At 46.6% G+C, this 25,653-nt stretch carries 25 protein-coding genes; 7 read left to right on the top strand and 18 right to left on the bottom strand.

All coding sequences use genetic code 11. The annotated features are described in order from the left end of the window. Positions 1–69: 69 nt before the first annotated feature. The 3 genes from L3Q72_RS21835 to L3Q72_RS21825 are packed head-to-tail and all read left to right on the top strand — an operon-like array spanning position 70 to position 3,761. Positions 70–966: a type IV pili methyl-accepting chemotaxis transducer N-terminal domain-containing protein gene (locus L3Q72_RS21835; RefSeq protein ID WP_275132668.1), complete on the top strand. Its 897-nt coding sequence runs from the start codon at positions 70–72 to the stop codon at positions 964–966. A gap of 37 nt (positions 967–1,003) precedes the next feature. Next, positions 1,004–2,680: a methyl-accepting chemotaxis protein gene (locus tag L3Q72_RS21830; RefSeq protein WP_275132667.1), complete on the top strand. Its 1,677-nt coding sequence runs from the start codon at positions 1,004–1,006 to the stop codon at positions 2,678–2,680. Positions 2,681–2,711: 31 nt separating this feature from the next. Next, positions 2,712–3,761, top strand: a complete 1,050-nt coding sequence (locus L3Q72_RS21825) for a hypothetical protein (RefSeq protein WP_275132666.1) — start codon at positions 2,712–2,714, stop codon at positions 3,759–3,761. Positions 3,762–3,775: 14 nt separating this feature from the next. Here L3Q72_RS21825 and L3Q72_RS21820 read toward each other — a convergent pair whose 3' ends face one another. The 9 genes from L3Q72_RS21820 to L3Q72_RS21780 form a co-directional block, all read right to left on the bottom strand. Beyond that, on the bottom strand, positions 3,776–4,180 hold the full coding sequence (locus tag L3Q72_RS21820) for an STAS/SEC14 domain-containing protein (RefSeq protein ID WP_275132665.1): 405 nt from the start codon (positions 4,178–4,180) through the stop codon (positions 3,776–3,778). A gap of 43 nt (positions 4,181–4,223) precedes the next feature. Further along, on the bottom strand, positions 4,224–5,618 hold the full coding sequence (locus L3Q72_RS21815; RefSeq protein WP_275132664.1) for a DASS family sodium-coupled anion symporter: 1,395 nt from the start codon (positions 5,616–5,618) through the stop codon (positions 4,224–4,226). Positions 5,619–5,807: 189 nt separating this feature from the next. Beyond that, the gene (locus tag L3Q72_RS21810; protein ID WP_275132663.1) at positions 5,808–6,356 is read right to left on the bottom strand and encodes a biotin transporter BioY; all 549 of its coding nucleotides are present in this window, start codon (positions 6,354–6,356) and stop codon (positions 5,808–5,810) included. After that, a complete protein-coding gene (locus L3Q72_RS21805) occupies positions 6,357–6,971 on the bottom strand; it encodes an energy-coupling factor transporter transmembrane component T (RefSeq protein WP_275132662.1) in 615 nt (204 codons plus the stop codon). It lies immediately after the preceding gene. Further along, positions 6,946–7,707, bottom strand: a complete 762-nt coding sequence (locus L3Q72_RS21800) for an ABC transporter ATP-binding protein (protein WP_275132661.1) — start codon at positions 7,705–7,707, stop codon at positions 6,946–6,948. The genes L3Q72_RS21805 and L3Q72_RS21800 overlap by 26 nt, the downstream gene beginning before the upstream one ends. Before the next feature lie 151 nt (positions 7,708–7,858). After that, positions 7,859–9,028 (bottom strand): phosphoglycerate dehydrogenase, encoded by a 1,170-nt coding sequence (locus tag L3Q72_RS21795; RefSeq protein ID WP_275132660.1) that lies wholly within the window; start codon positions 9,026–9,028, stop codon positions 7,859–7,861. 62 nt (positions 9,029–9,090) lie between these two features. After that, complete coding sequence (locus L3Q72_RS21790) at positions 9,091–10,206, bottom strand: phosphoserine transaminase (RefSeq protein ID WP_275132659.1); 1,116 nt, start codon at positions 10,204–10,206, stop codon at positions 9,091–9,093. 146 nt (positions 10,207–10,352) lie between these two features. After that, positions 10,353–11,519 carry a sugar efflux transporter gene (locus tag L3Q72_RS21785; protein ID WP_275132658.1) on the bottom strand — a complete coding sequence of 389 codons (1,167 nt, stop codon included), beginning with the start codon at positions 11,517–11,519 and terminating at the stop codon, positions 10,353–10,355. 83 nt (positions 11,520–11,602) lie between these two features. Continuing rightward, a complete protein-coding gene (locus L3Q72_RS21780) occupies positions 11,603–11,806 on the bottom strand; it encodes a hypothetical protein (protein WP_275132657.1) in 204 nt (67 codons plus the stop codon). 181 nt (positions 11,807–11,987) lie between these two features. Here L3Q72_RS21780 and L3Q72_RS21775 point away from each other — a divergent pair, with 181 nt between their 5' ends. Next, a complete protein-coding gene (locus L3Q72_RS21775) occupies positions 11,988–12,863 on the top strand; it encodes a DMT family transporter (protein WP_275132656.1) in 876 nt (291 codons plus the stop codon). A 203-nt stretch (positions 12,864–13,066) separates the two neighbouring features. Here L3Q72_RS21775 and L3Q72_RS21770 read toward each other — a convergent pair whose 3' ends face one another. The 3 genes from L3Q72_RS21770 to sbcD all read right to left on the bottom strand — a co-directional run bounded on the left by L3Q72_RS21770 (position 13,067) and on the right by sbcD (position 18,986). Then, a complete protein-coding gene (locus tag L3Q72_RS21770) occupies positions 13,067–13,861 on the bottom strand; it encodes a hypothetical protein (RefSeq protein WP_275132655.1) in 795 nt (264 codons plus the stop codon). Between the two features lie 206 nt (positions 13,862–14,067). Then, positions 14,068–17,757, bottom strand: a complete 3,690-nt coding sequence (locus L3Q72_RS21765; RefSeq protein WP_275132654.1) for an AAA family ATPase — start codon at positions 17,755–17,757, stop codon at positions 14,068–14,070. Beyond that, entirely contained in the window at positions 17,757–18,986 is a 1,230-nt protein-coding gene (sbcD, locus tag L3Q72_RS21760) for an exonuclease subunit SbcD (RefSeq protein WP_275132653.1), read from the bottom strand. The genes L3Q72_RS21765 and sbcD overlap by 1 nt, the downstream gene beginning before the upstream one ends. Positions 18,987–19,045: 59 nt before the next feature. Here sbcD and L3Q72_RS21755 point away from each other — a divergent pair, with 59 nt between their 5' ends. Then, the gene (locus L3Q72_RS21755) at positions 19,046–19,525 is read left to right on the top strand and encodes a histidine phosphatase family protein (protein WP_275132652.1); all 480 of its coding nucleotides are present in this window, start codon (positions 19,046–19,048) and stop codon (positions 19,523–19,525) included. 73 nt (positions 19,526–19,598) lie between these two features. On the opposite strand, the gene L3Q72_RS21750 is transcribed toward L3Q72_RS21755, so the two are convergent. The 4 genes from L3Q72_RS21750 to L3Q72_RS21735 all read right to left on the bottom strand — a co-directional run bounded on the left by L3Q72_RS21750 (position 19,599) and on the right by L3Q72_RS21735 (position 22,317). Continuing rightward, positions 19,599–19,937, bottom strand: coding sequence for a DUF3316 domain-containing protein (locus tag L3Q72_RS21750; protein WP_275132651.1), 339 nt, complete (start codon positions 19,935–19,937; stop codon positions 19,599–19,601). Positions 19,938–20,024: 87 nt separating this feature from the next. Continuing rightward, positions 20,025–20,363: a DUF3316 domain-containing protein gene (locus tag L3Q72_RS21745; protein WP_275132650.1), complete on the bottom strand. Its 339-nt coding sequence runs from the start codon at positions 20,361–20,363 to the stop codon at positions 20,025–20,027. Positions 20,364–21,318: 955 nt separating this feature from the next. Further along, a complete protein-coding gene (locus tag L3Q72_RS21740; protein WP_275132649.1) occupies positions 21,319–21,660 on the bottom strand; it encodes a DUF3316 domain-containing protein in 342 nt (113 codons plus the stop codon). A gap of 315 nt (positions 21,661–21,975) precedes the next feature. Further along, positions 21,976–22,317, bottom strand: a complete 342-nt coding sequence (locus L3Q72_RS21735; protein WP_275132648.1) for a DUF3316 domain-containing protein — start codon at positions 22,315–22,317, stop codon at positions 21,976–21,978. 143 nt (positions 22,318–22,460) lie between these two features. On the opposite strand from L3Q72_RS21735, the gene L3Q72_RS21730 reads away from it, so the two are divergent. After that, the gene (locus L3Q72_RS21730) at positions 22,461–22,715 is read left to right on the top strand and encodes a hypothetical protein (RefSeq protein ID WP_275132647.1); all 255 of its coding nucleotides are present in this window, start codon (positions 22,461–22,463) and stop codon (positions 22,713–22,715) included. A gap of 117 nt (positions 22,716–22,832) precedes the next feature. Beyond that, positions 22,833–23,795 (top strand): DUF2860 family protein, encoded by a 963-nt coding sequence (locus L3Q72_RS21725; RefSeq protein WP_275132646.1) that lies wholly within the window; start codon positions 22,833–22,835, stop codon positions 23,793–23,795. 68 nt (positions 23,796–23,863) lie between these two features. On the opposite strand, the gene L3Q72_RS21720 is transcribed toward L3Q72_RS21725, so the two are convergent. Both L3Q72_RS21720 and L3Q72_RS21715 read right to left on the bottom strand, forming a co-directional pair. Beyond that, positions 23,864–24,889: a DUF1858 domain-containing protein gene (locus L3Q72_RS21720; protein WP_275132645.1), complete on the bottom strand. Its 1,026-nt coding sequence runs from the start codon at positions 24,887–24,889 to the stop codon at positions 23,864–23,866. Positions 24,890–24,914: 25 nt separating this feature from the next. Continuing rightward, a complete protein-coding gene (locus L3Q72_RS21715; RefSeq protein WP_275132644.1) occupies positions 24,915–25,634 on the bottom strand; it encodes an ABC transporter substrate-binding protein in 720 nt (239 codons plus the stop codon). Between the last annotated feature and the right edge of the window lie 19 nt (positions 25,635–25,653).

Raw genomic sequence — 25,653 nt, 5'->3', positions numbered from 1 at the left:
TAACTCAATTTACTACATCATAACAAATGAGTGGTACGTTATATCTTTCTGAAAAGAGGAATAAACACTATGAATGTTTCGAGAGTACTTGCTTCACTGGGTATGGCAATTTGCCTGTTCTTTGGTCTTTCAGTTTCATCCTTTGCAGCGCCAAGCGCCGCAGAATATGGAGTCATCCTGAACCTGTCCGGCAAACAGCGGATGCTCTCACAGAAAATGTCTAAGGAAGTTGCCCTTATCGCATTAAAAGTCGATGTAGAGCAAAACGTTAATAACCTGAAAGCGACATCCGCGCTGTTTGATAAGACGCTGAAAGGTCTGCGTGACGGCGATTCCTCCTTAGGCCTGCCTCCGACAGAGAGTAAACGAATTATCCGCCAGCTGGATAAAGTTTCCTCCATCTGGACTGAATTCTATCCTGTAGTTAAATCCGTCATTGACTCAAAATCGGTATCCAATGAACAGCTGGCTTCAATTGCCAGTCAAAACCTTCCGCTTCTTAAGCAGATGAACAAAGCCGTTGGCCTTTACGAAAAAGACGCGAAGAAAAGCGGCCTTGAAGCAGCACCGGGGCTGGCTGCAACACTTAACCTTTCCGGTAAACAGCGCATGCTGTCTCAGAAGATGAGTAAAGAGTTCTTCCTTATCGCACTGGGACATGAAGCTGAAGATAACAAACTGAACCTGCTTGAGACCTACACGCTTTTTGATAGCACCTTAAAAGGTCTGAAAGACGGCGATGAAACCCTTGGTCTGCCGGGAACTAAGCAGGAGCATATCCGCAAGCAGCTTGATGTGGTAAATGGCCTTTGGGTCGACTTTATGCCACTGGTTCAGGCAGGTGCCGATCCGGCAACCACATCCATCACTGCGGATCAGATTGCTCAGATAGCAAAGTCTAACCTGCCACTGCTTAAAGAAATGAACGCAGCGGTTCAGCTTTACGAAGCGGAAGCTGCCAAGTAATCCACCTGTCGTTTATCTGTCGAAGTAGGGGGAACATATGCTAATAAAAACTAAATTATATGCTACCGGTGGCGGTCTGTTTGTTGTTCTGATCGCCATCAGTATCCTGGCAAAGTTCTCCTTTGGAGGGCTGTCCGAACGTTTAGATCAGGTTGTACAGGGAGCAACGGACAGCGCCGCCAGTGCCGAAATCACCTCACAGGGTTCTGAAGAAGGAAGTCAGAAACTCTCTGAGATGAACAGCGATATGCTGGCTATTGTTGATGGTATAAACCGTGCTAACCAGAGAACCAAGCTGGTCAGCAAAAAAGTGGATGATATCAGCCAGACTCTGGAAGAGCTTATCGAGACCATCGAAGAGCTTTCTGAAGATGTTGCTGATGAGGAAGCGCTGGAGATTCTGGAAGAGGTAAGCGATGAAGTCAGTGATATCAGCGAGCGCCTGAAACGGGAAGCGTTAATCAATATCAACGACACATCCAAAACCCTGAACAGCTTCAGCGCACAGATTGAAGGTCAGGCAACCAAGGTTTCAGAGCTTAATACCTTCCTTCGCGAGCAGGTTGCTGTCAGCCAGTCCAGTCTGGAGAGCAGTCTTCAAATCCAGTCGCTGGCTCACGACTCTTCTGAGACCGTAGCCTGGGAAGAAAAAGTCATCGTCTCCGTTTTGGTTATCCTTGCACTGATTACCCTGCTCTCCTCCGTTGTGATGGTAAAAGCCATCGTTCATCCAATAAATATGACGGTGAAACTGATGGAAGATATCGGTCAGGGTGAAGGCGACCTTACCCAGAGACTTGAGATTCACAGCAAAGATGAAATGTCCCTTATCGCAGGCGCGTTTAACCGCTTTGTCAGCCGGATTCAGGGGCTGATAAAAGAGATCACCGAATCAACCGATCAGCTTCAGCATGCTTCCGGCGAAACCTTGCAGGCAATGCAGGAAGGCGAAGAGGCCATGCAGAAACAACAGAAAGAAACCGAGCAGATCGCCACCGCCATCAGCCAGATGAATATGAGCTCAATGGATGTGGCTCAGAATGCAGACGGCGCTGAAAACGCTTCTCTGGAAGTTAACCAGTATGCCGATTCAGGTAAGACAGTTGTCGGCTCAGCGGTCTCTTCTGTTTCTCATCTGGTAGAAGAAGTGGACAACGCGGTAAGTGTTATCAGCGAGCTTAACGAGAAGTCTTCCTCCATTAACTCTGTGGTGGATGTTATTCAGTCCGTTTCTGAGCAGACCAACCTTCTGGCGCTGAACGCCGCCATTGAAGCAGCACGAGCCGGAGAGTATGGCCGCGGGTTTGCTGTGGTGGCAGATGAAGTAAGAGCGCTGGCAGCAAAAGCGGAAGGCAGTACCGCCGATATCCGGGCAATTATCGAGGAGATGCAGTCTCTGATAAATAAAGCGGTAACCGTGATGCAGTCAAGCCAGGCTGTCGGCAATGAAACGCTACAGGGAGCACAGGAAGCAAAAGAAGCGCTGGAGTCAATCACCAGCTCTATGCATACCGTTACGGATATGAACTCTCAGATTGCCCGTGTTGCCGGTGAGCAGAAAGAAGTCACCGAGGGTCTGAACCAGCGGATCCTTCAGGTAAACGAACTTTCGAACCATACTTCTGTGCAGGTCTCCAGCACGCTGAATACCTGTCAGTCACTCAACCGAATTAGTGAGGATCTTTCACGACAGCTTAGTCAGTTTAAAATATAATTATTTATATGAATAAAGGGAAAACAGTGTAATGGTAGTGGCGAAAGGTAAAAAATTAATACCTTGGGGTAAAATAAGCAGGCGATTTTCATTTCGCATTGCTATTTTGTTTCTGCTCTTTTCCTTATTCACGGTAATTAGCTACAGCATCGCACACAACAGCATTTCAGAAAAACGTGATACAAAACAATACACTGAGTTTTCCAAATTCAGAGATAAAATCACAGAAGAGTTTAGTTTGGTAGAAGAGGATTTAATCAAATTATCTCAGCACAAACTCTCGCTCACAATGCTGTTAAACCGGAATAAAAAGTATCACTCTATCTCGTTAATGCATGATCTGCTTTTACTTGTAAAAGATTATGACCAGGTAAGATTGTTAGACACCCAAGGGTGTGAAGTAATGAGAGTCAATAAAGACTCCGGCCTTAAATTCAGACAAGTTTCTAAGGACAATCTGCAAAATAAAAGCCAGCGATACTATGTTAAAAATGCCATGGTTCTTGAGTCAGGAGAAATCTACATATCAAAATTTGACCTGAACAGAGAAAATGGAAAGGTTGAACAACCAATAAAACCAATGATCCGTTTTAGCACGCCGATTCATTCTCTGCACGGCGAACTCATAGGTATTGGTGTTATTAATTATTTAGGAGATCGGATACTTAACCTGGTTGATAGCCAAAATACCTATGAAAGCAGCAAAAGCTATTTAATCAATAATCAGGGCTATTATTTAAAAGGCGATAATTCTGATTCTGAGTGGTCATTTATGTTCCCAGACAGGGAACAAGTTCTGTTCCAGAATGACTATCCAGAGGTATGGGAACAGATGCACAACTCTGTTCAGGGAAAAGTCTCTGACTTTCAGGGCGAATACTACTATTCCCGTTTTTACCTGAGCACAAAATCACCGGCAGAAGTCATCAATGATGAAAGCATATATCTGATAACCCATGTACCCAGATCTGTTATTTTTAATGAAGAAAAATCCGTAATCTACGGTTTAGTTCTGCTATGGCTGGTTATATTTCCACTCGCTTTAGCTCTGGCTTATAAACTCCCCCGGAACTCAGCCTGAGCCAAAGTCATAATTCACTCTTCCCTGAGGCTGTCTGAACCATTCAATTCATCCAGAAGCCACTGCCTGGCTTCTTCGATATCGGAAAAAGCTTTCATATTCGAGGCCTGAGTCATCTCCAGATAGTGCTTCACTATCATAGGAAGCACTGTATTTCTGGCAACAAAGGCTATAGCAATTAATCCGTTTTCGCTTTCCCATCTATTATATTTATCTATTACCGCAAATCCCTCGGGAGTGACCCCTTCCAGCTCTCTGGCATCAATAAGCTCAACATAAGGCGAGCCATTGAGTGACTCAACAGCCTTACGTAGTTCATCGGTCACAGCCGCTGTGTCAAATTCATTGTGAGAACCTGACACCGCCCCAATGACCATACGCCCCTCGACCCTGATGGAAAATAAGCCATGTCCAATCATGTTGAGCTCCGTTTCATTCTCGTGGGCAAGTGCTACTCGCTCACTATACCCACAGCATCATGGCAATCACCGTTAGTGATCCTATACAGACTAAATTCAGTATAACCCCTACCCGCATCATCTCTTTCTGCTTAATATGCCCGGACGCAAACACAATGGCATTTGGCGGTGTTGCCACCGGAAGCATAAAGGCGCAGGATGCAGCCACTGCAATAAGCACTGAAAGCACAACCGGCGGCATACCAAAGACTTCTGCAACCGTGGCAAATACCGGAACCAGCAGCGCGGCACTGGCGGTGTTACTGGCAAATTCGGTCAGGAAGACCACAAAACCGGCAAGGATCAGAACAACAAACACAATCCCCAAACTGGAAATAAGGTCGCTCAGCTCGTTGGCAAGAAAAACACTGGTTCCCGTCGTTTTCAGCACATTACTCAAACAAATACCGCCTCCGAACAGCAGCAGCACGCCCCAGTCCGCGGTTTTCTCCACATCTTTCCAGTGAACCACCCGGGCAAAGTTAACCGCAACAATGGCCGACAGGGCAACTATGGTATCGAATTTAGCAAAACCACCGAGCATCGCGTTTATCGGCTTACTGAAGATCCAGAAAAATACTGTCAGGCCAAAGATAAACAGAGTCACCACCTTACCTTTATCCCAGTTCACCGGTTCATAGTTGATTTCAAACTCGCCATCCAGCTTTGGTTTTAGCAGTGAATAGAGAACAACCCAGGCAATAGGTAACAAAATCAGTGCAGCAGGAACACCATAGGCAAGCCAGTCAGTAAAAGTCAGCCCCACCTCCGCAGCGGCAATCGCGTTTGGCGGACTACCAACCATGGTCGCGATTCCGCCGATACTGGCGCTGTAGGCAATACCCAGCAAAACAAACACATAGGTATTGTGTCCGCTCTCCTCATTCACTTTACCAAGTACACCAAGCACCAGCGGCAGCATCATGGCTGTGGTTGCCGTATTACTGATCCACATAGAAAGCAGTGCGGTAACGCCAAACAGCATAAACACAGCAACACTCATCTTGCCCTTCGCCAGCAGAAGCACCTTGTCAGCAACCACCTTATCCAGCCCCTGACGCCGCATAGCCGCAGCCAGCGCAAAGCCACCCAGAAACAGAAAGATAATGGAGTTAGCAAAGTTATTCAGCGCCGTCTGGGTGTTAAACACCCCCATCAGAACCGCAATAACCGGAACCAGCAATGCGGTTACCGTCACATGCAGCGCTTCTGTCAGCCAGAGCACGGCAATAAAGGCAAGAATACTTAAACCAAGAACGACGTCCTGATCAAAGGGTAGACTGGTGTACATGGTATAAAACAGCAGGATATCGGCGAGAATAATGATGCTGTTTTTGTTAAAGAACCACTCTCTGGTATTGGAGGGGAGCGGGACCTGATCGTTTTTATGAAGCTGCATTATTGTGATTTCCTTATACAGAAGCCTATAGATAAATTTCTAAACTCACTTCTAAAGTATAAGACCTAATCAGCAACAAACCATTAGCAAACTGTTAACTCAATCATAGAAAAAGATTAATTGAGGCTATTGATATTTCTAATTATTTTGCGCATCAATAGCCCTCGATTGTTTCCCTCTGCCTCTTTATTATGCTGATCTGGATAGCAGACTTGCCGGTCTTGCCTTAGCAATAGCGGAAGTAAGCAGACCGGCAATGACCGCTTTAATGATGTCACCCGGAATAAAGGCGGTAACCAGCGACGCAGATTCCAACAGCGTCTTCTTCAGAACAACAGCCATCCCTACAACCCCAAACGCATACAAAACAAGAACACAGCCAACTACAGAGGCAATAGTTGCAACAAGAGTCAGAGAAGCGCTACGCCACTTTTCAACAATAAAACCAGTCACAAATGCCGATACCGGCCAGCCAATCAGGAAACCACCGGTGGCTGAAACAAACGTCCCCAGACCACCACGGCCACCAGCAAGTAGCGGCAGACCAAGAGCAACCAGGAGCAGGAACAGTAACACTGCTAAACCGCCACGTTTTGCACCAAGTATGGTTCCGCACAGCATAATGCCAAGACTTTGTGCGGTAATAGGCACACCGAAGGCCAGCGTGATTTTGGGAACCAGACCAAGCGCAGCAATCAGAGCTGCAAACAGAGCTGTATAAGCAACATTTTTTTCCATTTATTTTTCCTCCTGATTAATTAGGCCGCCGCGAGCACGTAAGGCTTCGGCAACATGGTCTGCGTCATCAAGCGCAAGTACAGTAAAAGGTAAGATGATCCGCCAACCGGAGCGGCGGTTAGAGCGGGCGCGCCACGCCCAGGAAAGACTCGTTCCCTTGGCGATCAATACCGGCGTCATTCGGATAACCAGAGCGATTGAAAGCTCAAGTGCCCGCGTATTTAATCCAAAACGCTGAAAGGGGCTGGCAAGGAGACGCACAACGTCAATCATATCCGACAAACGTGTGGTCATTGTCACCAGGTTAGCTAGTGCCACTGTGGATACCAGTCTGCAGATAATGATGGCACCCAACTGAACCTCCATCGTCCACAGATGCCATACCACAACCACTAAAATAAACGGCCAGAGGATCTTTAAATGCTGCCAGCCACTTTTAAAAAATGCGGCACCGGGCAAGGCATAAAGAGCGATGACCGTGATTAAAAACAGGCTTTGGAAAACCAGGTTTTCTACAAAGAACAGACCGAGGGTTGTCAGACAAAGAGCACCAAGCTTAAAGCCTGCACTCCATCGATGTGCGCGGGTCTCAACTGGAGAGGTTAGAGATATCATCACTGTCTCCAATTCTGTGCATTTCGTTTAAGTACTCCGGCAGCACCTCGTCCGGAGTCCCCAGCGCGGCTACTTGTCCACCCTCAAGCCAAAGCAACTGCTCATAGTTGTTCAGATCCTGCGGATCATGGCTGATATGAATCAGGCTTCCCGGAAATCTGTCCAGATACCGCTGCAGCTGTCTTTTAGTCGGAATATCAAGACCGGCAAACGGCTCATCCAGAATAATCAGGTTTGGCTGCATCGCCACCACAGCCATCAGACACACCAGATGTTTCTGACCCTGAGAAAGCGCAGAAGTATGGACATTTTGCCAGTGCGTTTTACCAAAGGTTGCCAGCGTTTCTAACGCATTTTGCTCGGCAACCCTTTTTTTCTGCCCGAGCTGACGCAGGCCAAAAACCACTTCCTCTAAAACGGTAGGAAAAATTATCTGATGATCCGGGTTCTGAAATAGCAGGCCGATTTCCTTCAGGGCTGATTTACGATCGCTGAAAGGATTAATTCCGGCCACTTCAATCTGACCAGAATGAATTTCAACTAAGCCGGAAAGCACTCTGGATAAGGTCGATTTACCGGAACCATTACGGCCAATAACCCCAAGACGTCTTACCTGAGTATCTAAAGAGAGCTTGTTCAGTACCTGTTTGCCCTCGATATCCAGACAAACCTCATGCAACCGGATAGAACTGCCGCCGATATCAGAAAGGGAGTGATTTTTTGTAGGGTAATTCATATTGATAGCGGATCCCGCATACTTCTCAGGCGCGAAATACTATCAACTTGACGTTAGTCGGTAAACCTTCAGAGCAATTAACACCATTAAAAAAGCGAAGGTACGGGATCAGCACCTTCGCACAGAGAGCAGTTGGTGTCAGAGATCCAAATTAAAAAGTTCGCACGTTAAACACATGCTCCACCGACGATATCTGAGCCAGCAGTTCATCCGTAGGCTCGGAGGCGATATCCACTATGGTGTAAGCAATATCGTCCCGGCTCCGGTTAAGCATGTCAATTACGTTGATTTCCATATCCGACAGAACAGAAAGAACATGACTCAGAACCTTAGGTACATTGTCGTTGGCAAAGGCGATACGGTAGCCCTGGGTTCTGTCCAGCGTAATAGACGGAAAGTTCACCGAGTTGCGGATATTGCCGTTTTCCAGAAAATCCATCAGTTGATCGGCTGCCATGGAAGCACAGTTCTGCTCTGCCTCCAGCGTACTTGCTCCCAGGTGAGGAAGTGAAATCACCTTTGGATGATCCAGTAATTCAGGAGACGGGAAATCACAAACGTACTGTCCTATGCACTCCTGCTCCAGCGAAGAAAGAAGCGCCTGCTGATTAACAATGCTACCACGGGCAAAATTCAGCAATACCGCACCTTCTTTTATATGAGAAAGCGTATCGGCATTCAGAAGATCCTTTGTCTTCTCATTGGCCGGAACATGCAGGCTGACAAAATCACAGCGAGCCAGCAACCACTGCATGTTTTCCGCCCGTTTAATCTGAGAAGACAACTGCCATGCCGCATCCACACTCAGAGCAGGGTCATATCCAATTACCTTCATTCCCAGAGAAAGTGCTGCGTGTGCAACGCTGGCGCCGATTGCCCCCAGACCAATAACACCGAGAGTTTTACCGGCAAGCTCAGATCCGACGAAGTCCTTCTTGCCCTTTTCAACCAGTTTTGAAAATTCAGGATTATCACGCTCACTCATCAGGTTTCTGGCAAAATCTAATCCACCAATCACATTACGTGAAGAGATCAGCATTCCCGTTAAAACCAGCTCTTTTACCGCATTGGCATTAGCACCCGGTGTATTGAAAACCACAATTCCCTGATGTGTGCAGTCACTGACAGGAATATTATTCACACCGGCGCCACAGCGGGCGATGGCTTTTACCTGATCAGGAAACGAAGTGTCGTGCAGGTTCTGGCTGCGCAGCATAATGGCATCAGGCTCACTGATTTCACTGCTGATTTCATAGCTGTCGCGGGGGAAACGATCCAGTCCGTGGGTACTGATACTGTTATAGGTACGAATTTTTCTCATTAGCAAAGCTCCCTTGCTAAAAGCCCCATGACCTGCTGGCACATGGGGCTTTCTGTGATTGATTAGTTACATACTTGCTGATAACCCCAGGCTAACCAGGGAAGCAGTGCTTTCAGGTCGCTGGACTCAACCGTGGCACCGCACCAGATCCTAAGACCGGCGGGCGCATCACGGTAAGCACCTATATCGTAAGCAACCCCTTCGCTATCCAGTAACTTCACCAGAGCTTTTACCTGCTCAGGTGTGGCATCCAGAGACAAGCAAACACTGGTATTGGAGCGGGTCTGCGCCTCGGCAGCCAGAAAACCGATCCAGTCGTTTTCTGCCACAAATTTTTCAATCACAGCCAGGTTTTCACGTGACTTGCTAATACAGGCATCAAGCCCGCCAATGGAATCAACCCACTGCAGGGCATCAAGATAATCTGCCACACACAGCATGGACGGCGTATTTATCGTTGCCCCGCTAAAGATCCCTTCAATCAGTTTATTACCCTTGGTTAAACGGAAGATCTTCGGCATAGGCCACTCTGGCGTATAGGTTTCCAGTCTTTCTACCGCACGAGGGCTAAGAACAATCACACCATGAGCACCTTCGCCGCCAAGTACCTTCTGCCAGCTGTAAGTGGTCACATCCAGCTTTTCCCACGGCATCGGCATGGCAAACACTGCCGAAGTTGCATCACAGATGGTTAATCCGCTGCGATCACCCGCAATCCACTCCCCGTCAGGAACGCAGACACCCGATGTGGTGCCGTTCCAGGTAAAGACGGTGTCATTGTCCGGGTTTGCCTGGCTAAGATCCGGCAGTTGGCCGTAATCCGCCCCGAAATGACGCACATCGCTTAGCTTTAACTGTTTGGTGATATCGCCAAGCCAGCCTTCACCGAAGGACTCCCAGCAAAATACGTCGACAGGTTTTGGCCCCAGCAGAGACCAGAGCGCCATCTCCATGGCCCCGGTATCAGAAGCTGGCACAATCCCGACCCGGTAATCGTCGGGAATATTCAGTGCCGTTTTGGTTTGTTCAATGGCCGATTGCAGAGCCGATTTACCTATTGAGCTGCGGTGAGAGCGCCCAAGTGTGGATAAATCCAGTTGACTGACATCGTAGCCCGGACGCTTAGCGCAAGGGCCGGAAGAGAAGTTAGGGTTAGCCGGTTTTTCCTGTGGTTTCATAATACTCCTTGATGGCTATGGCCTTGAGATAAAAGGTATAGATGAAACCAGTATAAAAACTCTGCGGACTCAGAACGTTGATCACTGCTGAATTTTCGCTCAGCAGTGAATATTTTTTCGTGTTTTATGCATTAAAATAGAAAACATTAATCCAATGTCTTGCTTGCCAGGAAGTAGAGCATCAGCATCAAAGCGCACAGCACAGCGGTAAGACAAACAATAAAAGCGCTGTGGTAGTTAAACAGCTCACCCACCACGCCGATAGACATACTGGCCACCAGCATACTTACCTGCAGCATGTTGGTGAACAGCGTTGAGGCAAAACCAAGCCTGTCTTTCATCATATTCTGCAGAACGACCATTCCCAGCGTTGCACTTAAGCCAATGAAGATACCGTTAAACACCTGAGCGCCTAATAGTGCCCAGAACTCAGAAGAGCTCAGTATTACGCTATAAAACACACAGGCACAACATAAGCCAAGCGCCAGCATTTTCACCGCACCATACCTTGCTGCCAGCCAGCCGGCATTCATCATCACCGGAATTTCACACAGGGCAGCAGCGCCAAACAGCAAGCCAAGCATGCTGACATCCACCATCAGCTCTTTCGAAAGATAAAGCGGCATACTGTTAAGGTATAACTGGTTGGCTGAAAACATAAAGACAATCGCCAGACAGTACAGCAGAACTCTGTTATCCAGCTTCTTATTCTCTGTTTTTTCGCTTTGCTTCGCTTTAGGTTTGGCTGGCGCACCACCGGGAATAAACAGGGCAACAATGGTCATACAGGCACAGGTCATGGCAGCGGAGGTTAAAAACGAGGCGCTAAAGCCAAAGCTTCCTTTAAGCATAAAGGCAACCGGAGGACCAAATACCCAGGCGATGGCGATACCCGCTCTCATGGTTGCCACAAATGAGGTACTGTCTTTCAGGTGCTTATCGCCGTACTCCCGGCCAAGGGCAAACAACTGCCCCGATGAAGCGCCGCTGATACTGCCAAATAGCACTGCAATGGCTACGGCAAGGTAATAGTTACGGATAAATGAAAAACAGCCTACGGTAATGAGGTAACAGCATAACGCGGTAAGAAGGATTTTTTTCCGGGGCCAACCACGATCTGAGAAATTGGCAATAAGCTGAGATACAACGACAGAGCTGCATACCGCAAGCGCCATATAGATACTGAGCATTGCAGGAGTCGCGCCCAGCGCCTCAATAATAAACAGACTCGACAGAGGATAGAAAAACGAACTGGACGATCCGGCTGCAAAGGCGGTAAAGATAAACAGCAGTGCTGTTTTGTCTCTGTACACAATAGTCTCCAAAAACCACAGGCTAAGAAAGCAGCATAGTCTACTTATATCTGCCGTGAATTGAAGAACTATTTGAAATTAGATTACTTTAGCAAAGCACTACCGTTATAAACCAGTTTTGCGTAGTGAACCTGTTCTCTGAAATCACTGTATGCGTAGTTCTTTTCATACACCATTCCGAGCCATTCTCCTTCCGGACTGAATTCTACTTCACCGGCGTAGGTACCCCGGGATTTTAAATCCTGAACCACCTTTTGATATTCTCTCTTTGCATCGGCACTATTCATCCTTTTACCCCTCTCACTACCTTCTAAAACGCCGCAACAACAGTTGGAAATGAAATCAGGAAATATTAAGCAAGATTAAAGCCAGCCTTAAACGGCAATTCTACGCCACATCCCAATGCCGTATACAGCACTGGGAGAACACCTTATACTCGGATAACTACTTATTTGCTAAGACCTTATTTTGACCTGGATACTCTTTACCTTTCTTGCTGCCTTCAGCCAGTCATGGCGGAACGCCTTTCAGAGCCAGTTAAGCAAGAGCCTGAACGTCACCGGTGTGACGCTGGCGCGTTTTATGTGGGCAAGCCCGCTTGCTCTGATTTACCTAATCGCGCTGTATCAGTGGAAACCCGTTGATATACCGTCAGTAACCGGAGAGTCTGCCTTTTATATACTGGCTGCATCTGTAATGCAGATTGTGGCCACCGCCCTGATGGTGGTGCTGTTTAAACAGAAGAACTTTGCCGTTGGCGCAGGACTGGCGAAAAACGAAGCCTCGGTAGCGGCATTTCTTGGCGTGCTTTTCTTTGGTACATCACTGAGCATGATCGGCTGGGCCGGAGTGTTAATTGGTGGTATCGCAGTGCTGATCCTCAGTTGTCCGCATGGCTTTCGCAGTATCTCTCCCTCAACCGCTCTGCTTGGTCTGGCGTGTAGTACTGCATTTGCTCTGACATCGCTCTGGATACGAGAAGCCAGTCTGAGTCTTCACCTTCCTTTCCCGCACAGCGCTGCATGGGTGCTGTTTCTGGTGATCTCTATCCAGACCATTCTGCTAGTGGGTTATCTGCTTATGCGTGACAAAGCGACACTTATCACGATGATCACCAGACCAAAACTGGTGGTGATGACCAGTTTAGCCAGCTTTATGGGATCGTTTGGCTGGTTTAGTGCCATGTCTTTGCAGGCGGTTCCTTATGTAAAAACGCTGGGACAGGTGGAGATCTTCTTTACCATGTTGATCTCGTATTTCTGGCTGAAGGAAGAGATCAAGAGGAAGGACATCACAGCGTTAGTAATGGTTGGTTTAGCGGCGGTACTGGTAATGTGGCAATAAGCAGAACTGAATAATTACGCAAAATTCTCGTTCCCACGGTCCTCCGTGGGAATGCATACCAGACTTAAATTCGCCAGTCATTGTGCAACTCGCCCTGGATTTAACTCCACTTTTTCAATGTGTTATGAGTAAACCTTTAGCCCCGATATGCATTCCCACGCTGGAGCATGGGAACGAGGGTGTGGTGGGGTGAAATTGCATAATCAGTCAAATGAGAGTTCGTCAGCATCAGACTCTTTAATTATTGATAAACCTCTGTGGATCATAAAAGTGCCAATCAACAGAACAATAAAAGTCATTACAATGCTAAGAGCAAGCATCTCTTCATACGCTATCTGCTCTTTTCTTCTTAGCTCCACTTCCTGTCTGGTCCTTTCATCCAGACTTTTGAGGAACTCATCAATCGGTGACATGATGCTGGCTTTATCCTGATGATATTTTGCATCATGCATAATCCGGCGAGCCATTTCTAAATCAGGTTTCCCGGAAACAGTAAAGTTGCCCTTTTCGTCACCAAAAAGTCCTTTAACCGCATTCATTGCTACTTTTTCAGTTGTCACCAGTGCATCTGAATTTTGCTGAGCCAACTCAAGCAAAGCAAGTTCCTGTTCAGAGAAACCCGCTCTTTTCATTAACTCAACAAGAGGAATCGCCTCAGAATCTGGTTTAGGCTTATCACCATATTCGAGCACCAGATCCCAGTAGACCCGTTCCATATTCTCAGGCCTTGCCTTATCACCATTGCGAATACTCAGAATATCCCAGTACATTTTTTCGTACTTGTCATCCTGAGTAACCACATAAGTTCTGGCCATACGGGTAAGATCATCTGAGCTTTGCCTCAGTTGATCTGCCAGCAAGAAAGAAGCATAGCGCTTAACCTGACTTTGATAGAGCAATTCATGTTTGCTGTGTGTCAGATTCAGCATTAGCATCATCATAAATAAGGAGCCAATTGCCAGGGTAATCCCGGTAATCAGCACTTTTCTTTTTTTCATTGTATAAAGCCTGGGGTGCGCAACTAAATTTATACGTTGTTAGTATATATGCATGGATATATTAAAATTTATTATATCGCATAGCTTACCGCCATTAGGTGATCAACACCATTCCTTATTATACAAATAGACTATAATGTTCATTTATGTCTTAAAAACAACACAAACCGCCAAGAACAATACTGCTTTAAGATTATGATAATGCGCTATTTGGATACGTACCCATATGCGTTTTCCAGCTCGCTGACACCAAGCCCGCTTTTCCTGTTCACTTTTAGCTGAACCGGAATTCTCTCCTTCATCGCCTCAATATGGCTAATCACGCCAATCATCTTACCTGAAGCATTCAGGCTATCGAGTGCATCCAGAGCCAAATCCAGAGTTTCAGCATCCAGCGTACCGAAGCCTTCATCCAGGAATAGCGAATCTATGCTGGTTTTATGGCTAACCAGATCCGACAAGCCCAGCGCCAGCGCAAGGCTGACCAAAAAACTCTCCCCGCCAGACAGCGTTCTGGTATCCCTCACCGAATCGCCCTGCCAGGTGTCCAGGACCGCCAGTTCCAGCCCTTCACCCTCACAACGTTTCAGTTCGTAGCGGCCGTGCAGCCGGTTAAGCTGACGGTTCGCCAGATGGACCAGATTATCCAGCGTCAGCCCCTGAGCAAATTTGCGGAATTTGTTTCCGTCAGCTGAACCTACCAGTGAGTTAAGATACTGAAGGTCATCATAAACCTGGCGGTAGGCCTCTATCTCTTTAAACAGCGCCTGCTGACTTTCTCTTCTTGCCTGATCGGATTTCAGTTCGTTATCTATCTCACCAATACGCCTGGTTAAAGTAACGGAGCGGTTTTCCAGCTCGCTCTTCTGAGCAAGTAAGGCTTCTTTTTCTGCTTTTTCACACTCTTGTGCCAGCGGCAGAGCCAGATGTTCCGTCAGACTTTTCTCGGTTGATTCCAGCACCGCTTTGGCTTTTTCAATAGCCGTTGTCAGTCTCTGTTTCAGCTCGATCAGCTGATGTCGCTCTTCTTTGCTCAGCAGCGCCGATTCGAACTCTTCCGTGTGACTAAAGCGGCTCTCCTGCAACAGAGAATTCCACTCCAGCGTTCGCTCATCAGCGGATTTTTGCAGCTCAAGTTGGGCCTGTTCCAGAGACGTCACCTCTCCCTGAATGGCTTTTTCACTGCCCTGCAATTCAACATACTGCTTCTGTTCTGCCTGGAAACCCGCTTCCAGCTGTTTAATCTGCTTCTGACTGCGCTCTCTTTCCTGAGCCGGATCCTTATCACCAAACAGCGAAATACGTGACTCTTTTACCTGATGCAGCTGCGTATTTTCCTGCTCAAAGCGTATGTTTGTTTCATCCAGCTGTTTAGAAACTTCATCCAGCCGCTTCTGCGCCGCTGCCATGCTGGTTTCCAGCACCGCTTTTTCCTGACGAAGCTGACTCACCGACGCTTCTTTCTCCTGCCAGAGCGTCAGATCCGCCCGTTTAACCTGCAGCCAGTCTCCGATATCTTTATCTAAGGTAAATCCGCTCTCTTTTATCTGCTGGGCCAGAACTTCTTTTTGCTGCTGCTCTTCCCTGGCAGATTGAGAAACCTGCTCTTCCAGCTTTTTCAGGCTGGCAGCATCATGCTCCATTTTCTGCTTTAACAGCATTAAATTAGAATCAAGCTGACTGCTTGCCTGCATCTGCTTTTGCAGTTCATCTTTAAGCTGGCTCTGTTTCTCCTGATTCTGACGGTAGGCTGAGTGGAGCTGAGCCAGTTTATCGCGCTGAGCTTCAAGGTCTGTACCAAAACCGGCCAGACCTTCCGCATCCGAAATCCGGATGTCACACTGAATCAGCGCCGCCTTGTCCTGCCAGTGATTTTGCAGCTGTGTCATCTCCTGACTCAGCCAGACAATGCGCTTGTCACTTTCAGTGATGCCATTTGCCATGGAGTCCAGCTTCAGCCTGGCTTCCTGTCCCTGAGTTTTGATCTTCTCCAGCTCAGCTTCAGCCTCTTGCCTGTTCCTTAGCTCATCAGAAATGCTGATGGTGTTACCCTGCTCAATCAGCGGATGCTTCTCTGAGCCACAAAGCGGGCAGGCTTCCCCCTCTTTCAGCTCGTTACGGTACTGAACCAGAAGCTGCTCCTGATCCACCAGTTTACTCAGCGCTTTTATATACTGCTGCTGATGCTGGTAGCGCTCAACAAGCTGTTCCCGTTCCTTTTGCAAGGCCGCATGCTGCTCTGTCAGCTCTTTCTGCTGTTTACCCTTCTCCTCCTGCTCCTGAGAGTGCGCCTGCCACTGCCGCTGCAGGATCTGAAGCTCATGAGTTGAAGCCAGCCTTTGATTCAGGCTTTGCAAAAAGGAGTCGATTTGCGTTAGTTCACACGGTAAATCCGGCTGTTTTTTCAGTGACTCAAGCTCATGCTCTGCGGTTGTCACTTCCGCCTGTTTCCGGGTAAGCAACTGCGTACTCTCACGCACCGCCTGCTCCGCATCGGCAATTTCTGCCTGCTGCGTATCAAGCAACTTTCTCTGATTCTGAATTTGGTATTCCGAGTCCTGATTGCTCTGGTGAAGACGCTCCACCTGAGCCTGCTGCTCCACCCACTTTTCAAGATTCGCTGCCAGTTGCTTATCTGCCGCATGCTGCTCTAAGTACGTCTCCAGCTCCGCCAGTGTCCGGGTTGTTTGTTCAGACTGCTTAACCGAATTTTCCTGTTGGGCCAGATACTGTTTTAGTTCTGTTTCAAGCCCGCCCCGCAGCTTTTCTATATCAGCAACCCTGCCGCTACCGGCCCGGATCTGCTCATCCAGTGGCAATATGCTCTCGCTAATGAGTTTATCCAGCTCCTGATAAGACTCCTTTGCCAGCTGAAATTCACTCTCGGTTTTCTGTAAATCCTGCCGGGCAGCATCTACCCGGTTCTTGATTTCATCTGACTGCTTACTTTTCTCAGCGAGTTTCTCCCGGCCTTCCGCTAACTGAGCCTGTGCCAGTTTCATCATCGAATAAGGCATTCTCAGCTTTTCAGCAGGTTCACTCCTTTCCAGTTTTTCCAGCTCAGGTTTCGCCGCTTCCAGTTCATGATTCGCCGCTTCCAGATCCAGTCTGCTATGATGCTGCTTATCCTTCAGCTTATCGCTGTTTTCCCACCAGCTAAGGTAAGCCGTTACTTTTTCCTGCTCTTGTTTCTGTTCATTCTGCTCTTTTTGAACAGCATCCAACTCAGTAGTAAGTACTTGCTTATCTTCTTCACTCAGTAACTGGACTCCCTGAGCTCTGGCTTCCAGCTCAGCCATTGTCTGCTTCGACTGAATGTAACGCTCATAAATCTTTGCCGAGATCTGACTGTAGATCTCAGTACCGGTCAGCTCTTCCAGAAGTTCAGCCCGCTCAGACTCTTTTGCATTCAGAAAGGCAGCAAACTGCCCCTGTGACAGCAGCATGGATTTGGTAAAGCGGCCAAAATCCAGGCCGGTGATGCTCTCAATCAGTTCCGATTTTTTCTTCACCTGATTGGCCATTACCTTGCCTGATTCCACTTCAGCCAGTTCAACCTGAGCGGCCTGAAGGTTTCCGTCCACCTTGCCGCGGGAACGTCGCATACTCCAGAAAGCCCGGTAGGCTTTCCCTTTAACTTCAAATTCAACTTCAGACAAACACTCAGCAGTGCCACGGGTCATCAGCTCATTACTGGAAGCGGAAATATTCTCCAGACGAGGCGTTTTATGGTAAAGCGCAACGCAAATGGCATCTAAAATGGTGGTCTTACCGGCGCCTGTGGGGCCGGTTATCGCAAACAGTCCGTTTTCAGAAAAAGGAGGCTGGGTAAAATCAATCTTCCAGTCACCTTTCAGAGAGTTCAGATTTTTAAATCGCAGGCTCAGTATTTTCATTATTCATCCCCTCCAACTTCAACTTCATGCACAACTTCAAGGAAGGTTTGGGTAATTCTGCTCAGCCTTTCCTGCTCTTCTTCACCTTCAAAGGATTCCAGATTGACCCGGCGCTCAAAGACATCCTGCACACTCAGTTCAGACAGTGTTTCGTTAACCTGCTGCTCCAGGGTGTGATTTCTGGTATTTCTCTCTCTTAAAAGCTGAATCACTTCCACATTCAGCCCCTCGGTCATCTCCTGTACCCGTTGCTGAAGGTCCGACAGATAATCCTGTTCAGACACCAGAACGGACACCCAGGTCGCCTGCTCTGAATCACCGGATATCTGCGCAAGCTGCTCTTCGATTTCTGCCAGATCGCCTTTAATTACCGTCATATTACGGAACATGGGTACATCAATGGTGCTAATCGCTTTGCGCTCTTCATGTTTAAACTCCACCAGAACAACCTGCTTCTGAGATTTCAGCTCATCAAAGCTTAAGGGAATAGGAGAGCCGGAGTAACGGATATGCTCAGACTTAGCAACAATCTGAGGTCTGTGAATATGACCAAGCGCAATATAGTCAGCGGGAGGAAAGCCCTCTGAGGAAAAACCGTCCAGTGTACCAATATAGATATCCCGTTCCGATTCAGTTTTGGTTACCCCCAAAGCCGTAAGGTGCCCGGTGGCAATAACAGGAACCTGCAAATTCCGCTTTTGCTTTGTTTCCAGAGCCAGGGCAAACAGGCGCTGGTAGTGATCTTCTATCGCCTCTGCCAGCTGCTTTTGCTTATCCTTTGCGGAATCTCCGGAAAAACTCTGCATAACATCTCTGGCACGGATAAAAGGTACGGCGCAGAGTAAAGCCCCCGTCTCACCTTCACGGCTTTTCAGCTCTATAAGCTGCTGCTGCAAATCATCCGATGTACTTGCAACTACGTAGGTATTCAGACAGGAAAGCAGCTGTTTTGACTCATTCAGGGTAGAAACGGAATCATGGTTTCCGCCAAGTACAATCAGAGTGCAACCCCTCTGATTCAGATCAACCACAAACTGGTTATACATTTCACGCGCATAACTGGGCGGCGTACCGGTATCAAACACATCCCCCGCGACTATGATGGCATCAATGGATTTTTCCTCAGTGAGTTCAAGCAGCCATGCCAGGAATGCCTGATGCTCATCTTTACGGCTTTTAGTGAAAAAATTCTGACCAAGGTGCCAGTCTGAAGTATGGAGAATGCGCATAAGTATTTTTGTTGCTAAATCAGGTCTATGATAAAAATTGATTGTGCCAAGATATTGGAATGAAAGCCACTATGCTAAAGCTAACTCTGCTCCGTCACGCGAAATCGAGCTGGGATTATCCCTGGCTTGAAGATTTTTTAAGGCCTCTTAATGCTAGAGGGTATCGTCAGGTAGTGAATCTGACGGATGATTTCCCCGAAGATGTGGATGAAATCTGGTGCTCACCGGCAGTAAGAGCCTACACAAGCATTCAGGGTGTTCTGAGGGATAAGCCTGAGCTGGAGCTGAAATTAAAAGATGCCATTTATGAAGCCAGTGCCAGGGCACTGATAGAGATGCTTAAAGACGGCGGGACGTTAAAGCATATCGTTTTAGTCGGGCATAATCCCGGTCTGGAGGAACTCGCCTGCCAGCTTACCGACTCTGAAGTTCGTATGAAAACAGCGCATGCTGCTCTTCTGGAACTGGAGTGCGGTAACTGGAGCGAATTAAGGGCAGGAACAGCCAGATTAATCCGCTTGTATCGTCCGGAAATCTGAGCCTGCTCTTTAACGGCTAATGTTCTTTAACCGCGGAGATCTCTTCTAAGCGGGAGATCTCCACAATCGGGAATTAGCTGTTGTGGTCAGTTGCTGTGTAGTGGTAGCTTACTTCTACATTTGCACGGTACTGAATATCACCACGGCCCGCTGCAAACTCTTCTACTGTTACTACAGCATCATCAACCGTTACGCGTTTTGCTGATGTTTCGAATACTGACAGGTTGTTTTTCAGTTCATGGCTGGTCATTGACTCAAGGCTGTCTGCAACATCAAAGCCAGAGTTATAAGCTGCTTGCTTTGTAGCGAAGCCATCCGTTTTTAGTACTGAGTGATTGTAAATGGTATCTGTAGCTGCCAGAGCTGAGCCAGAAAGTACAAGTGCAGTTGCTAATACAGTTAGTTTTTTCATGATATCCTCACAAGATAATTTTTAATTCTTACTTACAAATAGTTTTAATATTGATTGTTCCGGGCAGAGTCATCTCTGCCTTCGGAATTAGCTGTCGTGGTCAGTTGCTGTGTAGTGGTAGCTTACTTCTACATTTGCGCGGTACTGAATATCACCGCGGCCAGCAGCGAACTCTTCTACTGTTACTACAGCGTCATCAACAGTTACGCGTTTTGCAGATGTTTCAAATACTGACAGGTTTTTCTTCAGTTCGTGGTTAGACATTGATTCAAGGCCGTCTGCTACATCAAAGCCAGAGTTATAAGCTGCTTGTTTTGTTGCGAAACCGTCAGTCTTTAGTACTGAGTGGTTGTAAACAGTTTCTGTAGATGCCAGAGCTGAACCAGAAAGAATAAGAGCAGTTGCTAATACAGTTAGTTTTTTCATGATAACCTCACAAGATAGATATTAAATTTTTCATTTTGCTGATTTGAAAACCAGCGTTCCTGAAGACGAGTGCATCATGGCACCTTGCTGCACAACTGGATAGTAAAAGGTTGTAAATTAACATTCACGGAAATTATAAAACACCTTAACTCACTGTTTTTAATATATATAAACAGAATATCACTAGTTAAAGATTAAGGTTCTTTTATGAATATTTATAACTAAAATCGTTGAATTTGAGAGTTTAAAGGCATTGCATCGGGAAGAGCGGGGAAAGCAGAAACAAATACACCTCCCAAATAACTAACTCTGAATGCATTTTCACAAGTTATGCCTATGCCGTTGCCCGGGCACGAAAACTGGTTCAGCCAGGACTTCTATACAGAAGTTATTAGCTTACCCGGTGAGCTCCACACGCTATACAGAGGCAGGGAAAGCTGTCTGTTTAAATCTCTGCGTACTTTCAAGCTTGCAGCCTGACTCTTATACACAAGTTTAAGGAGTCAAAGAATGCTCCTCCCCTTAGCCTCAAAAGGCCGGATTTTCGAAGAAGTAACATCGAAGGGGAGGCAGGGAGGGGTTGTTTCTCATGAGTTCAAACCTTCGTTTCCACACTCCGTGAGAATGCATATCAGGCTCAAAACCACCAGCCTGAGTTTATACTTCCACTGAACTTAATTTCTTTTCGCTCAGTGTGTTACGCACGCGCCTTCAGCCACGGCATGCATTCCCACGCGAGCATGGGAACGAGGGGCTAATGAGGAAAAAGAAACAGTTTGCAGTGGTTTATTTAACCGGATAGCGATGAGAATCGGGAATTGATAAGGGTGAACAGATAATTGCTGGGATTGGTATTAGAGAAATAGTTTAAAACCCGCTCCAGTAATCACTGAAACGGGTTTTAGTTGTCTAAAAGAGGTACTCCCTTCTAAGTAGGAGATCGCCGCTGTTAGTATTAGCTATGATCGTGATCGGTTGCTGTGTAGTGGTAGTTCACATCAACATTCGCACGGTACTGGATAGCGTCCCGGCCTTCAGCAAATTCTTCAACAGTCACAACAGTGTCATCGATAGTTACGCGTTTTGCGGAAGTCTCGAATACAGACAGGTTTTTCTTCAGCTCATGGTTAGACATAGCTTTCAGGTCGTCTGCAACATCAAAACCTGAATTGTAAGCTTCTTGTTTAGTCGCAAAACCATCTGTTTTTAGTACTGAATGGTTGTAAACCGTTTCTGTTGCCGCCATCGCTGAAGCGGAAAGAATTAGAGCAGCAGTTAGTACACTTAACTTTTTCATAATAACCTCACAAATAGATTTGATTTCTTTGCTTGCAATCGGTTTTTGTTACCGGTTGTCCTGAACACGGTTAAATCATGGCACCATACTGCACAAGTGGATAGTAAAAGGTTATAAATTTACATTCAGCAAAACTATAAATTGGCGTAAGTGTTTAATTTAAAGGTATATAAATGGAGGGATTCAGTGCTAGATTTGAGTTTCTTTTACAAAAATTTATCGCTAAAAAGTGTTGAAATGGCGGAAATCGTATCAGACGGATATCGATGCGCTAAAAATACATCAACCCAATATCCGCCCAATAAACCATTTTTGTTAGTTATGGCTACTCTCATGGACTGTATACTGGTAACTCACCAAAACCACGGCTCTGTACTGAATCTGGTCCCGGACCTTAGCAAATTCCTGAACCGTCACCATAGTATCGGTTACCTTAAACTTCCTGGCTGAAGAGTCAGTCACTGTAAACTTCCATTTCAGGTCTTTTTCAGACATGGTTTGCAGACTATCTGCCAAATCAAAACCGGATTGATAAGCTTGCTGCTTAGTGGCGTACCCCTCGGTTCTGAGCGTTTTTGTGTTGTGGTAACTGCTTGTTGCTGAAAATGATAAAGCAGAGAACATAAACAGAGCTGCGGCTATAAGAATTTTTTTCATGGTAACCTCGCTGAAAGATGAGAAAACAGGTAGAACAGCGCCATCTTCTCATCGCACCTCGCCGCCCTTTATCAACTTCCTGTAAATTATTGTCATTTTTCTTTAATGATTTTTTGCTCTAATTCAGCCAGTCACCCGGTCAGATGGATAAAACAGTGCAAACTCCGACAACGCTAAGCGAAGCAACGATCTCTAACCCTGATGCCGTTGAGTATCATTGGGTGCGCACTATGTATGTGGAAGGCTACCAGAGTGATGAAATCAATAAGTACATCCGGACCTGCTTTGGTGGTGATGAGATATTCGCAGACCTGTTCAGAAAAGTCGCTCTGCATGAAGAAAGCATCTATTTACTGATGCAGTATGTTGGCTGCGCCCCTTCCAATAAGGAACTGTAACCTTCTCACCTTCGCTGATATTCAAAATCGGCATCTTTATTACCATATAAAAAACGATAAATTTATATTACAGGTGTATAATATAATCTTTATATATGGCTAATAATAAACACAAAAATGAAAACAATCCTTCTATCTACTGCTGCTATGCTGGTAAGCCTTCAGTGCTTTGCCAATATGGAACAACAGGGGCTTAGCGGTGAACTCTCCGTTATGGCCGGATACAGCTCAGGCAAGAGCAACTTCGATACTGACAACAAAACAAAGGAAGGAGAGCTGAACAGCCCCGGTGGATCAGAGTCGAATTTTGTTCCGCTGGCTTTAGGTCAGCTAAGGTACACCTTTTCCGACAATCAGATTTTTATCGGGACGGCTAAATCCGATATCGTCTCAGGTGTACTGGCTCTGGAAGCTGGCTACAAACGAGCTGTAGGGCAGAACTCCAGTATCGCCTTTTCCTACCTTCCAACCATTATGGAAAGGGAAACCTTTGCCGATCCCTATGTAACCGGTAGCGAAAGGGATGAGACCGATGTGACCGGTGACGCCTACCGTCTGCGCTATAAAAACATGCTCAACACCGGTCTGACGGCTGATATCGCCTATTTCACCAGAGAGATTGACGATGAACTTTCCGGCTCAACAAGCTATAGCTCCTATCAGAGCCAGCTAAAACGGGGCGGTGACGGCTTACATGCCAAGCTAAACGGCACTCTGTTTGTTGCTCCCGGATTTATGATTCATCCGGCGGTTCTGATGGAAGACTATTCCGCTGATGGTAACGCCATGTCCTACACCAAATACGGTGGCGAACTGCGTTTTATGCTCAGGGGTAAACACACTTATGTATTAACTCTGGGTTACGCTGAAAGTGAACATGACCAAACGAATCCGATTTTCAACGAAATTCAGAAAGATGAAGAGCTGAAAGCGGTGCTTTCCTACAACTATTCAGGCCTGATGGGCTGGGATAGTCTTGGTCTGAGTACACTGGTAAGTTACAGCCAGTCAGATTCAAACATCGACTTCTATGACAAAGAAAATGCACTTGCCGCTGTGGGAGTCAGCTTTAGGTTCTGATTCAGTTTAAGGCTTTGCGTGGCAAGACTAAGATCTGCCGGCTGCATCGCCGGCTGCATCAATTGTGCTTAACTGTTTACCTCTATTTGCTGATTGATAAAAGCGAGAAGCTCATTAACATCATCCCCGGACACCCTGGCAACGTCGGAAAGGCGTGCGAACTTACCAACGGTCCGGAACGCAACCGGATTGTTCAGGTTAGCAAACAGTTTATTCCTGGCTATCAGTATCTCTTTAAGAAACGGATACTGAGTGATAACGTCTGCGATTTTATCTTCCGCTTTTACCTGCTTTATCTCCGGAACGGATTGCTCTTTAGCATGCTCAGCAAAGATTTCATCTTCGCTCGATAAAACAGGTTCACTCTTTTTTACACTGTTTTTTGACTTTGGGATCTTATAGAAAGTACTGACATCCGGGTTATCTTCACCGAATTTATCCATCAGATCCCGGACAACCTCACTGCGTTCCATCCCTTTTTCTTCCTGCATTTTTATCAGCTTATAGGCTGCAAACAGCGAAGAGGGGCTAATCTCTGAGGCAAAATAACCTGCCCCCTGATTCCAGGCAAACATCTCAAACAACTCATCAAACTCTTGCACGGTTACGCCCAGTGAATAAGCCTTAATTAGCTCCCGGGTGGCCTGTCGCATACGGCCGGCACCAACACCATTCGCAAGAGAGAGCAAAAGGCGGGTTCTCATATCAATTGCCGTATCTTCCCGCCCCCAGATAAGATCCCAGAAATTAACCACAACATCAGCTAACTTATTGCTCACATGGTTGAAGTTAACAATAGCCGTTGGCTTTAGAGGCACGTCTAATCCCTCCGGGTAGGTCGCTTCCTTTACACTTCGGCGATAAAAATAAGCCCTGTATTCATCATCAGCAACTTTATCCGTATAGTTTTCAAACCCCAGATCTTCCAGCGCTGAATAGAGCGGAATTGGTTCGAAGCTCTGTACGACGCATAATCCTTCACCCTCACTAATTCTTTGCGCCTGTTTTAATAAAGAAGGTAAGAAATTGCCCCGCAATGTTCTCACATCCTTAACTTTGAAACTGTCTCTGATTTTTATCCATTCTTGTTGCATTTTTCTCTCCGGAAATAGTTTTCAGTTATTCAGATAAGCTAAGAAGGCTCTGGTTATTTTCAGCATATAGTTTTGGCACTTCGATATCCGGCCTCACAGGAATAAAACTGGCACCTTCGCTAAACATTTTTTGCGCTTCATAGGACACCAGATAATCCGCTATTTTTTTGCTGTCTTCCGTATAGCCTTTTTTCATCAGCATAACCTGGGTAAGATACAGCGCTCCCTCTTTTGGCCAGCAGATTCCGGTTGCATTATCCTTTGAGAACATAGCAAACGAGAGCGGCATAATTCCGATATCATACTCTTTGCGTGACACCGCTCTGTTAACATCAATAGGCAGCCCTATGTAGTTAACACTGTTTTCTACAAACGCTTCCCCTTCTTCGCCTTTCGTCTGTTTAAAGAAGCGTTTTAGCAAGGCTGCTGGAGGCGTCGCCTCATCTGTGGTAGCGATCTTGCCTTTAAAACGTTCATCAAGCAGATCACTCCAGGACTCAGGTGGATTTTCGATATCTTTGTTATAAAAAATAACCAGAGGCATAATAAAAACAGGCTTTAAAATCCAGTTGTCATCGAGAATATTTTTCACCTTCAGTTCACTATCGATATCATACTGATACTCATCATCAAGCGCCTGGCTATTAATAATCTGATCTTTCTGCCAACGAAATTCCGGACGAATAGTGACCAGGATATCGGGAACCTCATCAAGCTTTCCTGCTTTGATTTTTTCCAGATACATTAGGTCATCCGAATAGTAT

This window comes from Vibrio sp. JC009 (assembly GCF_029016485.1).
GTDB lineage: Bacteria > Pseudomonadota > Gammaproteobacteria > Enterobacterales > Vibrionaceae > Vibrio.
This window is presented reverse-complemented; position numbering and strand designations above follow the sequence as displayed.

Bases quoted from the DNA above. Each gene is read 5' to 3' on its own strand.
- L3Q72_RS21835 (WP_275132668.1), top strand. From the start codon at position 70: ATGAATGTTTCGAGAGTACTTGCTTCACTGGGTATGGCAATTTGCCTG.
- L3Q72_RS21830 (WP_275132667.1), top strand. From the start codon at position 1,004: ATGCTAATAAAAACTAAATTATATGCTACCGGTGGCGGTCTGTTTGTT.
- L3Q72_RS21825 (WP_275132666.1), top strand. From the start codon at position 2,712: ATGGTAGTGGCGAAAGGTAAAAAATTAATACCTTGGGGTAAAATAAGC.
- L3Q72_RS21820 (WP_275132665.1), bottom strand. From the start codon at position 4,180: ATGATTGGACATGGCTTATTTTCCATCAGGGTCGAGGGGCGTATGGTC.
- L3Q72_RS21815 (WP_275132664.1), bottom strand. From the start codon at position 5,618: ATGCAGCTTCATAAAAACGATCAGGTCCCGCTCCCCTCCAATACCAGA.
- L3Q72_RS21810 (WP_275132663.1), bottom strand. From the start codon at position 6,356: ATGGAAAAAAATGTTGCTTATACAGCTCTGTTTGCAGCTCTGATTGCT.
- L3Q72_RS21805 (WP_275132662.1), bottom strand. From the start codon at position 6,971: ATGATATCTCTAACCTCTCCAGTTGAGACCCGCGCACATCGATGGAGT.
- L3Q72_RS21800 (WP_275132661.1), bottom strand. From the start codon at position 7,707: ATGAATTACCCTACAAAAAATCACTCCCTTTCTGATATCGGCGGCAGT.
- L3Q72_RS21795 (WP_275132660.1), bottom strand. From the start codon at position 9,028: ATGAGAAAAATTCGTACCTATAACAGTATCAGTACCCACGGACTGGAT.
- L3Q72_RS21790 (WP_275132659.1), bottom strand. From the start codon at position 10,206: ATGAAACCACAGGAAAAACCGGCTAACCCTAACTTCTCTTCCGGCCCT.
- L3Q72_RS21780 (WP_275132657.1), bottom strand. From the start codon at position 11,806: ATGAATAGTGCCGATGCAAAGAGAGAATATCAAAAGGTGGTTCAGGAT.
- L3Q72_RS21770 (WP_275132655.1), bottom strand. From the start codon at position 13,861: ATGAAAAAAAGAAAAGTGCTGATTACCGGGATTACCCTGGCAATTGGC.
- L3Q72_RS21765 (WP_275132654.1), bottom strand. From the start codon at position 17,757: ATGAAAATACTGAGCCTGCGATTTAAAAATCTGAACTCTCTGAAAGGT.
- sbcD (WP_275132653.1), bottom strand. From the start codon at position 18,986: ATGCGCATTCTCCATACTTCAGACTGGCACCTTGGTCAGAATTTTTTC.
- L3Q72_RS21755 (WP_275132652.1), top strand. From the start codon at position 19,046: ATGAAAGCCACTATGCTAAAGCTAACTCTGCTCCGTCACGCGAAATCG.
- L3Q72_RS21750 (WP_275132651.1), bottom strand. From the start codon at position 19,937: ATGAAAAAACTAACTGTATTAGCAACTGCACTTGTACTTTCTGGCTCA.
- L3Q72_RS21745 (WP_275132650.1), bottom strand. From the start codon at position 20,363: ATGAAAAAACTAACTGTATTAGCAACTGCTCTTATTCTTTCTGGTTCA.
- L3Q72_RS21740 (WP_275132649.1), bottom strand. From the start codon at position 21,660: ATGAAAAAGTTAAGTGTACTAACTGCTGCTCTAATTCTTTCCGCTTCA.
- L3Q72_RS21735 (WP_275132648.1), bottom strand. From the start codon at position 22,317: ATGAAAAAAATTCTTATAGCCGCAGCTCTGTTTATGTTCTCTGCTTTA.
- L3Q72_RS21730 (WP_275132647.1), top strand. From the start codon at position 22,461: ATGGATAAAACAGTGCAAACTCCGACAACGCTAAGCGAAGCAACGATC.
- L3Q72_RS21725 (WP_275132646.1), top strand. From the start codon at position 22,833: ATGAAAACAATCCTTCTATCTACTGCTGCTATGCTGGTAAGCCTTCAG.
- L3Q72_RS21720 (WP_275132645.1), bottom strand. From the start codon at position 24,889: ATGCAACAAGAATGGATAAAAATCAGAGACAGTTTCAAAGTTAAGGAT.
- L3Q72_RS21715 (WP_275132644.1), bottom strand. From the start codon at position 25,634: ATGTATCTGGAAAAAATCAAAGCAGGAAAGCTTGATGAGGTTCCCGAT.